Annotated in this window: 10 protein-coding genes; 1 reads left to right on the top strand and 9 read right to left on the bottom strand. The window is 72.5% G+C overall.

The window, feature by feature from the left end:
- Window positions 1-74: 74 nt before the first annotated feature.
- Window positions 75-476: a roadblock/LC7 domain-containing protein gene (locus NDAS_RS04060; protein WP_013151865.1), complete on the bottom strand. Its 402-nt coding sequence runs from the start codon at window positions 474-476 to the stop codon at window positions 75-77.
- Between the two features lie 232 nt (window positions 477-708).
- Window positions 709-3,951, bottom strand: coding sequence for a sensor histidine kinase (locus NDAS_RS04055; protein ID WP_049800283.1), 3,243 nt, complete (start codon window positions 3,949-3,951; stop codon window positions 709-711).
- Between the two features lie 804 nt (window positions 3,952-4,755).
- On the opposite strand from NDAS_RS04055, the gene NDAS_RS04050 reads away from it, so the two are divergent.
- Window positions 4,756-5,838, top strand: a complete 1,083-nt coding sequence (locus NDAS_RS04050) for a M15 family metallopeptidase (RefSeq protein WP_041553051.1) — start codon at window positions 4,756-4,758, stop codon at window positions 5,836-5,838.
- Window positions 5,839-6,009: 171 nt separating this feature from the next.
- Here NDAS_RS04050 and NDAS_RS04045 read toward each other — a convergent pair whose 3' ends face one another.
- The 7 genes from NDAS_RS04045 to NDAS_RS04020 form a co-directional block, all read right to left on the bottom strand.
- Window positions 6,010-6,675 carry a hypothetical protein gene (locus tag NDAS_RS04045; RefSeq protein ID WP_013151862.1) on the bottom strand — a complete coding sequence of 222 codons (666 nt, stop codon included), beginning with the start codon at window positions 6,673-6,675 and terminating at the stop codon, window positions 6,010-6,012.
- A gap of 43 nt (window positions 6,676-6,718) precedes the next feature.
- Window positions 6,719-6,937, bottom strand: a complete 219-nt coding sequence (locus NDAS_RS27770) for a hypothetical protein (protein ID WP_013151861.1) — start codon at window positions 6,935-6,937, stop codon at window positions 6,719-6,721.
- 142 nt (window positions 6,938-7,079) lie between these two features.
- Window positions 7,080-8,114 (bottom strand): LacI family DNA-binding transcriptional regulator, encoded by a 1,035-nt coding sequence (locus NDAS_RS04040; protein ID WP_013151860.1) that lies wholly within the window; start codon window positions 8,112-8,114, stop codon window positions 7,080-7,082.
- 245 nt (window positions 8,115-8,359) lie between these two features.
- The gene (locus NDAS_RS04035; protein ID WP_013151859.1) at window positions 8,360-9,760 is read right to left on the bottom strand and encodes a GH1 family beta-glucosidase; all 1,401 of its coding nucleotides are present in this window, start codon (window positions 9,758-9,760) and stop codon (window positions 8,360-8,362) included.
- Window positions 9,761-10,002: 242 nt separating this feature from the next.
- A complete protein-coding gene (locus NDAS_RS04030; protein WP_013151858.1) occupies window positions 10,003-10,863 on the bottom strand; it encodes a MetQ/NlpA family ABC transporter substrate-binding protein in 861 nt (286 codons plus the stop codon).
- A 72-nt stretch (window positions 10,864-10,935) separates the two neighbouring features.
- Window positions 10,936-11,676 carry a methionine ABC transporter permease gene (locus NDAS_RS04025; protein WP_013151857.1) on the bottom strand — a complete coding sequence of 247 codons (741 nt, stop codon included), beginning with the start codon at window positions 11,674-11,676 and terminating at the stop codon, window positions 10,936-10,938.
- Window positions 11,673-12,629, bottom strand: coding sequence for a methionine ABC transporter ATP-binding protein (locus tag NDAS_RS04020; protein ID WP_041552331.1), 957 nt, complete (start codon window positions 12,627-12,629; stop codon window positions 11,673-11,675). Before NDAS_RS04020 ends, NDAS_RS04025 begins: the two co-directional genes overlap by 4 nt.
- Window positions 12,630-12,857 lie beyond the last annotated feature (228 nt).

Raw genomic sequence — 12,857 nt, 5'->3', positions numbered from 1 at the left:
CTGTTGTCCGAACCACGAGGCGCTCCCGGCATCTCTACTGTGAGGTGCCACCACTTCCTCCTGTCGGTGGTGGTTCAGTGGATTCCCGAGGTGCGCGCCGTTGGTGTCAGCGCCCGCCCCGCCCGCTCGACGAGCAGGGTCATCTCGTACGCGACCAGACCCAGGTCGCTCTCAGCCGACGCCAGGACCGCCAGGCAGGAGCCGTCGCTGATGGCCATGATGAGCATCAGCCCCCGCTCCATCTCCACGACGGTCTGGGCGACCGCTCCACCCTCGAACACCCGGGCAGCACCCTGCGTCAGGCTCGACAGACCGGAGGCGATGGCCGCCAGCTGGTCGGCCCGGTCCGCTGGGAAGCCCGCCGACGAGGCCAACGGAAGGCCGTCAGAGGAGACGACGATCGCGTGGGCGACATCGGGGACACGGTCGGCAAAGTCAGTGATCAACCAGTTGAGTTCATTCACCTGTCGACTCATCTGATCTCCTGTCCAGTTTCGCCGGCTGGTCTCTGGGCACTGCTACCGCCGGCACGGCATGTGACAGCACTGCCTCTACGAACTGCCCGGCCCCTCCCGTGGGGGTGGCCGGGAGTCTGGTGTTCTGCTCTCGTCGAGCTGTGGGTAAGACGCGTCCGAGAAGCTCGGTAGATGCTATTGCATCCAGCCCCCGGGATTAAGGGGGACCCCGTCCCGCCAGGTTCCACTGAGGTCACCCCTCCGTCGAGCCTTCCCCGAGTCGGTCCCGTCCCTCGCGGACGCCCTTCTGGAAGCCGGAGAAGCGGTTGCGGACGCGGTCCGCGCTGCGCGTGGGCATCTGCTTGAAGTTCTCCGGCTTGGGCGCCGTCCCCGGAACAAGGTTTGCCTTGGGAACGCGTTTTGGCAAGCCCGAGGGGGTCAGTCCGTCCGCCTTGGGCTCCGCCGCGGTCCGCGCGGCCTTCCAGCCGCGGTCGGCCTCGGAGGTCCACTCCTGGGTGGAGCGGGGGGCCTGGTCGGTGCTGGCCGGGGAGCGCTGCTCCTGGGCCGCCGGGACCTGCTGGATCGGGCCGGTCTCGGTCGTGTCCACCGTGGGGCCGCCGGTGCGGCGCTTGAACCAGTTGGACTCGATCGCGTCGAAGATCGGCAGCGAGTCGCTCTCCTCACCCGACGGGGTGGGAGGCACGACGGTGTTGTTCGGCCCCTGGGCGCCACCGTAGCGGCGGGAGAGGTAGGCGGTCGAGCCGTACCCCTCGCGGGAGTCGATGCCGCCGGAGCGCCAGTTCCCGCCGTCCTGGGACGAGGGGATCGCCGGGAAGGTCTCGGTGTTGTCGTCGCGCTCGCGGGCCGCGGGGCGCTCGTGGGCGCCCATGTCGCGGCCGCCGAACGCGTGGCCCGAGCCGTTGCCGGAGAAGGCCCCGTTGCCCGCGGACGCGCCGTTGTCGGCGGGGGCTCCGGTGTGGCCGCCCGACTGCGCGCCGGCGCCGCCGAACGCGTCGTAGGACTCGTTCGCCGTGGAACGGAACGCGCCGGTGTCGGGTCGGCGGAACTCGCCCGTGTCGCCGGTGGGACGGCGGAAGGACCCCGTGTCGGAGGGCCTGCTGAAGGACCCGGTGTCCGTCGAGCGGCCCACGGAGCCGCCGCCGAAGGAGTCGCCGCGGGGGCTCGGGTCGAAGAAGTTGCGTCCGCCGGTCTCGGGCTGCGGGCGCTGGGGCTCGTCGTCCTCGGAGGCGTCGTAGGGGTCGACCACGGGCCGGCCGTTGGCTCCGCCGGAGGGGGAGCCGGTGGTCCCGGCTCCCCTGGTGGTGTCCCACACCGAACCGGTGCCGGTGTTGCCCCACAGGTCCTGGCCGCTGGGCGGGTGCTCCTCGGTGTGGGAGCCGGTGGTCTGGCGCCTGGGCAGGCCGCCCAGGTCGCCCGGGACGCTGCCGCTCTCCTGGGTCTGCCAGGGGTCGTTCGGCTCGACGGGCGCCGGGGTGGAGGCGAAGGCCGCCTCGGCGTCGGCGTAGGTGTTGGGCGCGCCCGAGGTGAGCTCGGGACGGCTGTCCGCGCCGCCCAGGGCGTGCTGGCCCTCGACCGGGGTGATCAGCAGGTCCGGCGGGAAGATGACGTGCGCGGTGGTCCCGCCGCCGTGCGCCTCCTCAAGGCGCAGCCTGACGCCGTGGCGGTGGGCCAGGCGCGAGACCACGAACAGGCCCATGCGGCGCGAGACCGCGACGTCGATGACCGGCGGGGCGGCCAGGCGGGCGTTGATCGCCGCCATGTCCTCGGGCGCCATGCCGATGCCGCTGTCGGTGACGTCGACCTGGACGCCGCCGTTGTCGAGGGTCTTGGCGCTGACCAGGACCTCGGTGTCGTGCGGGGAGAACGAGGTGGCGTTCTCCACCAGCTCGGCGACCAGGTGGATGACGTCGTTGACGGGGCGGCCGAGCACCGAGATGTGGGAGGGGGCGCGGACGTTGACGCGCTCGTACTGCTCGACCTCGGAGACGGCGCCGCGCAGGACGTCGACCAGCGGGACGGGCTGGGCCCACTTGCGGGTGTTGTCCTGGCCGGACAGGACCAGCAGGTTCTCGTTGTTGCGGCGCATGCGCGTGGCGAGGTGGTCCAGCTGGAACAGGTCGGAGAGGCGGTCCGCGTCCTGCTCGGACTGCTCCAGGCCGTCGATGAGGCGCAGCTGCCGTTCCACCAGGGTCTGGCTGCGGCGGGACAGGTTGACGAACATCGCGTTGACGTTGCTGCGCAGCGCGGCCTCGTCGGAGGCCAGGGTGAGCGCGACGCGGTGGACGTCGTCGAAGGCGCGGGCCACCTCGCCGATCTCGTCGTGCGTGTCGACCTCGATCGGGGTGACCTTGACGTTCTCGGGGACCGTCCCGGCCTCCTGCATCCGGTTGATCGCGTCGGGCAGGTCGCGCTCGGCGACCCGGCGCGCGCCGTCCTCCAGGGCGCGCAGGGGGCGCACCAGGGAGCGGACCACGAGGGAGGTGAGGACGAAGACCGCCAGGAGCACGCCCGCGACGACGAAGAGGTCGATCAGGGCGCGGCCCATGGCCTCGTCGCGCAGGGTGTTGGCGTCGGCCGCGATGCCCTCGGCGATGCCCTCCTCGACCGTCTGGAGGCGTCCCAGGGCCACGTCGGCGATCTCGCGGTAGTCCTCGGGGCCGTCGTTGGCGGTCACACCGGTGAGGTCGTCGCCGCGGTCGGCGCGGTACATCACGCGCATGCGCATCGTGGAGACCTGGCTGACCTCCAGACCGGTGAAGTTGTCGTCGAAGATCTGCCGCTGCTCCTCGGAGGCGGCCTGGACGAAGTTGGAGATCTCGCTCTCGTAGCGGGCGCGAGCGGAGTCGATGGCCTCGGCGATACCGCCGGTCATCGTGTTGCGGGCCAGGGAGTGGCCCATCAGCGCGGTCTCGTAGGAGAGCTGGTCCCGGGCGGTGGAGAGCGCGGTCAGCGTGCGCACGCTCTCGCGCAGGTCGGTGTCGCCGGTCCCGTCCGCCATCGTCTGGTTGAACTCGGCCAGCGAGCGGGTGATCGTGCGGTACTTGGTGACCACCGGCAGGACGGTGATACGGGTCTCGTCGACCTCGGTGCGCAGGGCGTCCAGCGTGGAGAGCTGGCTGCGCATGCTGGACAGGCGGCTCGACGCGGTCTCGGTGTCCACCTCTCCCATGTCGTCCAGGCGGGCGGTGAGGGTCTGCTGGAGGTCGCGGGAGGCGTCGCGCTCCTCCTCCATCCGCTGGCGCAGCTCGTCCGAGCGCCGCGCGGGGTCGGCGTTGTCGGAGATGTAGACAGCGCTGGCGCTGCGCTCGTGGCCCAGCTGGTTGGCCAGCTCCACGATGAGGACGCCGACCTCGGCACGGTCCTGGATGTGCGCGTGGGTGACGGTGGAGACCGCCGCCTCGTAGACCCGCAGGCCGCCGAGTGCCAGGGCTACCGCGGTGGGGATGACGATGAGGGCCACCAGTCGGGAGCGCACCCGCCAGTTACGTGGCCGCCACCAGTCGGCTCTGCGCTTGGGCGTGGCATCGGCATGTTCGGCCTGCGCTGCCTCGCTCTGCGCGCCGGCCCCGTTTTTCGTCGCTCGTGTCGACACGGACCCTCGCAACCTTTCGTGTCACCGCTTCGGGCGGCTGGTTGGACCCCAGGGTTGACCGCTCCAACCGAAGGCTCTTCGGGGAAATCGGTACAGACCAGGTGGTCCGCCGAGCCGGAAGCGGCGGGAATGTGGGGAGATGTGAAGACTGTCCGCTGGACTCGCCTGGGATGAGAGGAGCCGCGCACCCGAAGATCTCCGTAGGTGCGCGTGCGGTGGATAGCGTACCAATGGGCGCGAAGGACTCGCTTCGGCCGTTTGACGGCGATCGGTGGGATCTTCTTCCCTCGACCGGTACATAATGCCCGCCATTGTCGGCATTATGGCCGATGCACCAGGTCAGGGATAGCGTCCGAAACCACCCCGGGACTGAGGTAACTTTTTGGACACACCGCCAGCTTCCCCACCAACACCCCACCGACATGACATCGTGACAAGACGGTAGACGCAGGTCCCGGGGAGGAAGCGGAAATGCGTACCTCGTCATGTCCTGGATCACACACTCTCGGTGACAAAACGAAAACGGTGGGTCCCGCTCACGGGAAAACCCGCGGACCCTCCGTACGCGCCTTTTCGGTCAGTACCGCGCTCCCGGCCGGCCTCGCGGTGCTGCTCTGCCTCTCCACCGCCGCGCCCGGCGCCGCCTCCGACGGCGACGCGTCGGGGAGCGCGCTGGGGAGCGTTCGGGTGGAACTGGCCGCGCTGCGCGCGGGCATGGAGACCCTGCGCCAGGAGGCGTCGGAGAAGATCGAGCACTACGAGGCCGAGCGCGAACGCCTCACCGAGCTGACCGAGCGCAGCCGCGAGGCGCAGGAGCGCGCGGGGGAGGCCGACGAGCGCGGCGAGACGGCCCGCCTGGCCGCCGCCCGGCAGGCCGCCACCGCCTACAAGGGCGGCGAGCTGGGCATGGTCAACGCCTGGGCCGGACCCGAGGGGCCCACCGGGATGCTCGAACGGGGCGCCTACCTCACCCTGCTCGGTTCGCACCGGGAGGCCGACGTGGGCCGCGCCGAGGCCGCTCGGGTGGCCACCGACACCCTCGCCGGGATCGCCGAGACCGCGCGGACGGAGCAGGCCGAGGCGGTCGAGGACGCCAGGAGCGCCCGGGAGGACGCGGTGGAGGCCGTGGCCGACCAGGAGGCGGCACTGGAGGAGTTGCTGGAGGAGCAGACCCGGCTGGAGGCCCGGCTCGCGGAGGTGCGCGACGCCGAGGCCGCCGAGAGGCGCCGTGAGGAGGCCCTGCGCGACGCGCGGGCGGCGAACTCCTCCGGGGGGTCGGCGGAGTCCGCCGTCACCGCCGTTTCGGCGGAGGAGCAGGAGGGCGGGGAGGAGGCTCCGTCCGCGGAGGGCGCCGACCGGGGTTGCACCGGGGGCGTCGCGACCGCTCACGCCAACGGGCGGATCCCGGAGTCGGTGCTGTGCCCCCTGCCCCAGCCCGGCGAGCGGCTGCGCGCCGACGCGGCCGAGGCCTTCATCGAACTCGACGGGGACTACCGCGAGGCGTTCGGACGGCCGATGTGCGTGGCCGACTCCTACCGGCCCTACCACGAGCAGGTGCGCCTGTTCCAGGAGATGGTGCCCGGTATGGCCGCCCGGCCCGGCACCAGCCAGCACGGCCTGGGTCTGGCCGTGGACCTGTGCGGCGGCGTGAACCGACTCGGCACCGCCGAGCACCAGTGGATGCTGGCCCACGCGCCCGAGCACGGTTGGCACAACCCGCCCTGGGCCCGGGGCGGCTTCGAACCCTGGCACTGGGAGTTCACGCCGTAGCGCCTGACCACCAGGGTGCGCCGGGGCCCGCCCCTTCCGCCGGGATCCCGTACCCGTGGCGGGCTCCGGACGCCGACCGCGGCCACCGGTACGGGATCACCGCGGGTCGGGACTGCCGTGACACGCCAACAGCGTTTCTGGCCGGCCCACCGGGGAGCGCCGCGGTCGCGGTCAGACCTGGGAGCCGACCCGGACCTCGAAGGTGCCCAGGACGTCGGCGTCCACGAACAGCTCGTCGTCGGTCTCCAGCGGCGGTGTCGCCACCGGCAGCAGCGCGCGCACCCGCCCGGGGCCCGACACCAGCCACTCGTGCGCGGGGTCGGCCAGGCCCCGGCCCAGCTCCCCCTCCTCCACCGAGGCGCTCACGTTCAGCGGCTCCCCGGGCACCTCGTCGGCGGTGGTCAGCACCGGTCCCAGGGTCAGCTGCACCGGCTGCCCCTCGCCGTCCAACCACAGGCAGGCGGGCGTGTAGGCGCTCACCGACGCCCCTCCCCCGGCGACGGCGGCCACGCCCACGCGGGCCGAACTCGCCCGGGGCGGCACGGCGTCGTCCGAGCCCCGCACCAGTTCCGGGGGGATCCGCCAGACGTCGTCGCCCGCCCGGACCGGCACCGGCTCGGCGGGGACCAGCGGGGCGCACATGCGCGCCTCCGGCTCGACGATGATCTCGATCGGCGCGGCGACGGCGCGTTCGTGGGCCCCGGCCAGGGCGTCGCCACCGGCCTCCAGCAGGTCGGCGAGGCGGACGGGGTCGGGGCTGCCCAGCACGTCGCCGTCGTCCAGGGCTCCGACGCGCTCGCTGCCGCCGCTCGGCGACAGGTAGGTCACCCAGCGCATGTGCTTCTCCTTGTCCACCGCGGAAGGGGCGTCGCGCCCCCGCTCAGAGGACGGCGGTGGGACTGTGCTCCTTGCCCGTGCCCGCGCACCCGCGGCAGGGCTCGTCGACGCGCAGCCAGACGATCACCCCGCTGCCGTCGCGGTGCGGCCGCTCGGGTCGCCACCAGCCCGTGCCGGAGCAGAACCGGCACTCGACGCCGTCCCGCTCGCACCATCCGCACGAGGAAATCGCACACCTGCTGTGTGTCGGTTCCCGCTCCATGCGCTCCCACCGTCTCCCGCGAAATCGCGACCAGCCTTGCACAGTCACCGCGCCGCGTCCACCCGGGAGGGCGTGAACGGGCGGGTCAGAGCGCTGCGGGAGGGTGCGCGCGGGCCCCGGCGGCTCCGGGAGGCCCCGCGGCTCAGCCGGACTCGCGCACGACCAGGTGGGTGCCGAGCATGACGGTCTCGGCCTCCGTCGTGCGGGGGATCGCCACGTCCACCAGCAGCCGCGCCATCTCCTGCCCCATCTGCACCGTGGGCTGGTGGATGGTGGTCAGCGGCGGGTCGCTGTGCTGGGCCATGACGGTGTCGTCGTAACCCACCAGGGCCACGTCCTCCGGAACTCTCAGGCCGCGTGCGCGCAGCACCCGCAGGCCGCCGAGCGCCATCATGTCGGAGGCCGCGAACACCGCGTCGGGCTCCAGCCCGGTGCCCAGGAGCCGCTCCATCGCCTCGGCTCCCCCCTCCACGCTGAAGTCGCCCTGCACGACGAGCCTGTCGTCCACCTCCAGTCCGGCGGCGGCCATGACCTCGCGGTAGCCGCGCAGGCGCTCCACACCGGCGTTCATGTCCAGGGGGCCGGTGATGGCGGCCACCCGTCGGCATCCGCGCTCCAGGAGGTGGCGGATGGCCATCCGGGCCCCGCCGATGTTGTCGATGTCGACGCAGTAGGGCGCGGGCTGTTCGGGCGAGTGCGGGCGACCGCCGTGGACGACCGGCACCCCGGCCTCGTCCAGACGGGCCGAGAGCGGATTGTCGCTGTGCAGGGAGATCAGCAGCGCGCCGTCCACGTGGAAGCCGCTGAGGTAGTCGCCCACGCGCTTGTGCTCGGCCTCGGTCCGGGCCGTGGTGAGCATGAGCTGCAGGTCGCGCTCGTGCAGGACCGAGCTCACTCCGCGGATGATGTCGGCGAAGAAGGGGTCGGAGAACAGCCGGTCCCGGGGCTCGGAGACGACCAGCGCGATCGTGTCGGTGCGCCTGGTGACCAGGGTGCGCGCGGCCTGGTTCGGGCTGTAGCCGAGTTCGGCGATCGCGGCGTGCACGGCCTCCCGGGTGCGGGGGCTCACCTGCGCGGACCCGTTGATCACCCGCGAGACGGTCCCTCGTCCGACCCCGGCGCGCTGCGCCACCATCTCCAGGGTCGGACGCTTCCGACCAGCACCGGTCTTGGCCACTTCGAGGCTCCCTCTGGGATCGTGTCCCGCCGTCCCGGGGGCTGCTTCCCCGGGGCGGCGGCGTGTGCGACGGGCATCCACGGTCATACCCGCCCGGAACGACTGTGTGGGGTGCCCCTTGGGACACCCCACGGTCCTTCCGCGGTTCGCCGGACCGCCGCCGCGTGCACGGCGGCGGTCCGGCGCAATCCAGGACGTGCTCGGCGGGGCGCCCGCCACGCGGCGGGCGGCGTCCGCCGGACGCGTTACTGGCGCTCGGGGAACTGCCCCGTCTTGGCCAGTTCGGCGTACCAGTGACCGCTGTCCTTGATGATCCTGCGCTGCGTCTCGTAGTCGACGTGCACGATGCCGAACCGGCGGGAGTACCCCCACGCCCACTCGAAATTATCCAGGAGCGACCAGGCGAAGTAACCCCGCAGGGGCACTCCGGCCAGGACGGCCTCCTTGGCCGCCCTCAGGTGGCCCTCGTAGTAGTCGATCCGGTCGGTGTCGTTGACCTCGCCGGCCTCGGTGACGGTGTCCTCGAAGGCGCACCCGTTCTCGGTGACGTAGAGGTCGATGCCGCCGCTCTCCCCCGCCAGGCGGGAGAGCACGTCGTACAGGCCGGTGGGGTCGATCTCCCAGCCCATGTGCGTGACGGGCAGCCCCTGCGAGACGTGCACCTCCTCGGGCTCGGCGCCGAGCCACGCGCCGCCCTCGCCGCTGACCAGCGCGGGGTCCAGGCCCTTGGCCGAGGCGGCGACGAACTCGGGCGAGTAGTAGTTGACGCCCAGGAAGTCCAGGGGGGCGGAGGTGATCTCCAGGTCGCCGTCCTGGATGAAGGAGAAGTCGCTGACGCCGGCGAGGTCCTCCCTGACGTCCGCGGGGTAGCGGCCCTTGAGCAGGGGGTCGGTGAAGATGCGGTTGCGCACGCCGTCGGCGCGGCGGGCGGCGCGGGCGTCCGCGGCGCTGGGGCCGTGGGGCCGGATGACCGCCTGGTTGTGGGCGAGGCCCACCCGGGCGGGGTGGCCGGTGGAGCGGATCGCCTCGGCGGCCAGGCCGTGGCCCAGCAGCAGGTGGTGGGCGGCGGCCAGGGCCGCGGCCGGGTCCTTGTGGCCCGGCGCGTGGTGACCGTTCTCGTAGCCGAGGAAGGCCGAGCACCAGGGCTCGTTGATGGTCATCCAGTTGCTGACGCGGTCGCCGAGGGCCTCGGCCACGACCTGGGCGTAGTCGCGGAAGCGGTAGGCGGTGTCGCGGTGGGGCCAGCCCCCCGCGTCCTCCAGCGGCTGGGGCAGGTCCCAGTGGTAGAGGGTCGCCCAGGGCTGGATCCCGGCCGCCAGGAGGGTGTCCACCAAGCGGTCGTAGAAGTCGATCCCGGCCTGGTTCACGGCGCCGGTGCCCTCGGGGATGATCCGCGGCCAGGCGACGGAGAAGCGGTACGCGCCCAGGTTGAGCTGGGTCATGAGCGCGACGTCGTCGGCGTAGCGGTTGTAGTGGTCGTCGGCGGGGTCGCCGGTGTCTCCGCCCAGGACCTTGCCGGGCGTCTCGGCGAAGGTGTCCCAGATGCTGCGGCCGCGGCCGTCGGCGGTCGTGGCGCCTTCGATCTGGAACGAGGCGGTGGCCGCCCCCCAGAGGAAGCCCTCAGGGAAATCGTTGCGGTTGTTCACTGCTGGTGTACGCACCTTCCATGACGAGGGGACATCGTTTTGGGAGCGCTCCCATAAAAGAAACAGAGAAGTACCTTGATGTCAATCAACAGCCTTGTCACCGCAATCCAAACGTTACGGGCAGGCGGTGACGGGGACGGTTCCGGAACGCCCCGCCCGGGCGTCCCGGAAGCGGACCCGCGGCGCGGCCTCCGCGCGGCGAAACCCCGCGGTGCGGCCCGCGGAGCCGCCCGGGGCCGCCCTCAGTCGCCCTCCCCGCCGACGGGGACCACGACGCCCTCCCAGCGCTCCTCCATGAACGCGCGCACCTCGTCGCTGTGCAGGAGTTCGTCGAGCCGGGCGATCTCCTCGTCGCCGATGTCGTGCGTGGCCACCACCAGCCCGTTGGCGTAGGGGTTGTCCTCGGTCTCCTCCCAGGCCAGCACGTTGGCGGTGGAGACCAGGTCGGCCTCCAGGGCGTAGTTGCCGTTGACCACCGCCGCGTCCAGGTCCTGGAGCGAGCGCGGCAGCTGGGCGGCCTCCACCGGGGTGACCGTGACGTCGAGCGGGTTGTCCTCGATGTCGTCGACCGAGGGCGCCTCCTCGCCCGTGTCGGCCAGGGTGATGACGCCCTCGGTGTCGAGCAGGTCCAGGGCCCGGCCCATGTTGGAGGTGTCGTTGGGCACGCCGATCTGCGCGCCCTCGGGCAGGTCGGCCAGGTCGGTCAGCTCCTGCGAGTAGACGCCGAAGGCCTCCAGGTGCACGTCCGTCACGTAGCTCAGGTCCGCGTCCGGGTTGCCCTGGAGGTACTCCTCCAGGAACGGCCGCGTCTGGTAGTAGTTGGCGTGCAGTTCGCCCTCGGCCAGCGCCGCGTTGGGCTGGTTGTAGTCGGTGTACACGGACACGTCCAGGGCCAGCCCCGCGTCGGCCGCCAGGTTCTCGTCCACGAACTCCAGGATCTCGGCGTGCGGCATCGGCGTGGCGCCGATCCTCAGGACGGTCACGTCCTCCCCGCCGGTCTCCTCCCGGGCCCGTTCGCTGGGGCTGCCGCAGGCCGCCAGCAGGGCCGCCGCCGTCGCCGCGGCGGCGCCCCGCACCGCGCGCCTCCTCGCGTCCTCGGTCATCGCCGTCTCCCTCCGTGTCGCCGGGACAACTGGTGGGGGGAGGGGGTCGTCCTCTGTGTGTACCCCGTCGCGTCAGCGCCGCGCCAGGCGGCGCACCAGCAGGTCGCCCAGGCTCTGCGCGATCTGCACGATGACGATGAGCAGGATGACGGTGGCCCACAGGTAGTGGTCGTTGAAGCGCTGGTAGCCCTCGCGGATGGCCAGGTCGCCCAGGCCTCCGCCGCCGATGGCTCCGGCCATCGCCGAGTAGGAGATGAGGGTGACCACGGTCATCACCAGGCCCGCGATGAGGCCGGGCATGGCCTCGGGCAGCATCACCTTGCCCACGATGGTGACGCGGCGGGTGCCCATGGCGTGCGCGGCCTCCACGACCCCGCGGTCCACCTCGCGCAGGGAGGTCTCCACCAGGCGGGCGAAGAAGGGGATCGCGCCGATGCTCAGGGGTACGATCGCGGCCGTGGGGCCCAGGGTGGTGCCCACCAGCAGGCGGGTCAGGGAGAGCACGGCCACCATCAGGACGATGAACGGCAGGGAGCGGCCGATGTTGACGACGGCGCTGAGCACGGCGCGCACGGCGGGGGCGGGGATGAGCCCTCCCCGGTCGGTGGCCACCAGCAGCACGCCCAGCGGCAGGCCGAACAGGACGCTGACGACGGTGGCCCACCACACCATGTAGACGGTGTCCAGGGTGCCCAGCCACAGGTCGGGCCACATCGCGGGCCAGGCCTGGACGAACGCGACGACGGCGTCCCAGGGTCCGGCCGCCCCGGTGGCGGCGGCCAGGTGCAGGACGTCGGCGGGGTTGGTGCTCACTTGCGGGCCTCCTCGACCAGCAGGCCGTGCTCGGACAGGTAGGCGAGCGCCTGGTCGCGGCGGTCGCCGCGCAGGTCCACGCTCAGGCGGCCCACGGACTGCCCGGCGACCTCCTCCACGCCGCCGCCCAGGATGTTGACGTCCACGTCGAAGCGGCGGGTCAGCTCGGACATGAGCGGCTCGTCGAAGGAACGCGGGTAGGTGACGTAGACCGTGTCGGGTCCGCCGTGCGCGGGCAGCGGGAAGAGCGAGCGCGCCAGCAGCGAGCCGGGGGTGCCGATGAGGTCGAGCACCCGGCCCGACTCCAGGAACGCGCCGCTGTCCATGATCGCCGCGGAGTCGCAGATCCGCTTGATCACGTCCATCTCGTGGGTGATCAGCAGGATGGTCAGGCCCAGTTCGTCGCGCAGGCGGCGCAGCAGGGCGAGGATGGCGTCGGTGGTGGCCGGGTCGAGCGCGGAGGTGGCCTCGTCGCTGAGCAGCACCTTGGGGTCGGAGGCCAGCGCGCGGGCGATGCCCACCCGCTGCTTCTGGCCGCCGGAGAGCTGGGAGGGGTAGGCGCGCGCCTTGTCCCCCAGGCCCACGAGTTCGAGGAGTTCGCCCACGCGCCTCCTGCGGCGGGCGCGGTCGACGCCGGAGACCTCCATGGGGAAGGCCACGTTGCCCGCGACGGTGCGCGAGGACAGCAGGGCGAAGTGCTGGTGCACCATGCCGATGCGGCGGCGGGCGACCCGCAGCCGCGCGCCGCGCAGCGCGGTGAGCTCCTCGCCGTCGACCCGGACCGTTCCGGCGTCGGGGCGCTCCAGGAGGTTGACCGAGCGCAGCAGGGTGCTCTTGCCCGCGCCGCTCTGGCCGACCACACCGAAGATCTCGCCGGGCTCGACGTGCAGGTCGACCCCGTCCAGAGCGGTCACCCGGTGCTTCTTCAACCTGTAGGCCTTGTGGAGGCCCACTGCGTCAATCACGGTGTTCCCATCGACGTCTGGCGGTGGTGTGGCGCCCGGCGGGGATCCGGCGCGGGTCCGTCGCCCGCGTCCGAGCGTACGGAGCGCCCCGCGGGCGCGGGCGGCGGCGCGCCGGTGGTCGGGCGGGCGCCGGTGGCGGCGCGCCCGCGCGGGGCGGCCGGTCGGGGGACGCGCCGCTCCCGGCGGCGGTCTCCCCCTACTCCCCGGTGTCCGGGG

The organism is Nocardiopsis dassonvillei subsp. dassonvillei DSM 43111 (genome assembly GCF_000092985.1).
In the GTDB taxonomy this organism is placed as follows: domain Bacteria; phylum Actinomycetota; class Actinomycetes; order Streptosporangiales; family Streptosporangiaceae; genus Nocardiopsis; species Nocardiopsis dassonvillei.
The sequence above is the reverse complement of the archived record's forward strand: the minus strand, read 5'-3'. Positions and strand labels throughout refer to the sequence as shown.

Coding starts and splice junctions, on each gene's coding strand:
- NDAS_RS04060 (WP_013151865.1), bottom strand. CDS start 476: ATGAGTCGACAGGTGAATGAACTCAACTGGTTGATCACTGACTTTGCC.
- NDAS_RS04045 (WP_013151862.1), bottom strand. CDS start 6,675: ATGCGCTGGGTGACCTACCTGTCGCCGAGCGGCGGCAGCGAGCGCGTC.
- NDAS_RS27770 (WP_013151861.1), bottom strand. CDS start 6,937: ATGGAGCGGGAACCGACACACAGCAGGTGTGCGATTTCCTCGTGCGGA.
- NDAS_RS04030 (WP_013151858.1), bottom strand. CDS start 10,863: ATGACCGAGGACGCGAGGAGGCGCGCGGTGCGGGGCGCCGCCGCGGCG.